Source organism: Vibrio sp. Y176 (genome assembly GCF_033438945.1).
On sequence record NZ_JAWOQS010000535.1, the window covers coordinates 1 to 697 of the forward strand.

Below are 697 nucleotides of genomic sequence, written 5' to 3' on the forward strand. Positions count from 1 at the left end.
AGTGTTCAGCAATCATGTCTTTGATGACGAAGCAGGCCAGCTCTGCGTCAATGCCAATCGCTGTCATTTGACACAAATCACCTTGTTGTGGACCTGGTTGCAAAATCCCCACGGACTTGGTGAGTTCCGCAACACGATTTTGCGTTACAGTAATGATATGTAAGGTACTTTTGAACTTCTTTGCCACTCGATTGAGTGGCTGAGCAAGGTGCGCACTGGCATTTGCATTATCGACGAAAAAGGTGATTTGGTATTCGTTCATCTGCAAATCTAGTCGCGGCAGTGGACGAGGAATACTTTGTCGACGTTCAGCAAAACCTCTTCAATGGGGATTTGAATTTTGCGCGTCCCTTCGAATCGGCCAGGTTGTTCTATCTCAATATCTGACACAATCAAAACCCGATCCGCTTGAGCGATATCGTGCGGAGTGAGCTGATTTTCTATCCCCATCGCACCTTGCGTTTCTACTTTAATTTGCACGTTATGTTTTGGCGCAGCTTTCATTAGTGCATCTGCCGCCATATAAGTATGAGCGATGCCTGTAGGGCATGCTGTCACCGCTACGATTTTCATGTTCTATCCATTTTATTTTTTGTGGATATTAACACAGCAACCGCAGATTGAATTGATTTGAGCTGGATTAACGCAAGAGCTCTATCACAGTTTGAATCTCATGTTACATTAATCCAGTTAATGC

At 44.3% G+C, this 697-nt stretch carries 2 protein-coding genes; both read right to left on the bottom strand.

Features of this window, described 5'->3' with window-relative positions; translation table 11 throughout:
• Nucleotides 1-262: HPr family phosphocarrier protein (locus tag R7O13_RS27165; RefSeq protein WP_412125738.1), on the bottom strand; the 262-nt coding region annotated here is incomplete at its 3' end.
• A gap of 8 nt (nt 263-270) precedes the next feature.
• The gene (locus R7O13_RS27170; RefSeq protein WP_005463048.1) at nt 271-573 is read right to left on the bottom strand and encodes a PTS fructose transporter subunit IIB; all 303 of its coding nucleotides are present in this window, start codon (nt 571-573) and stop codon (nt 271-273) included.
• Nucleotides 574-697 lie beyond the last annotated feature (124 nt).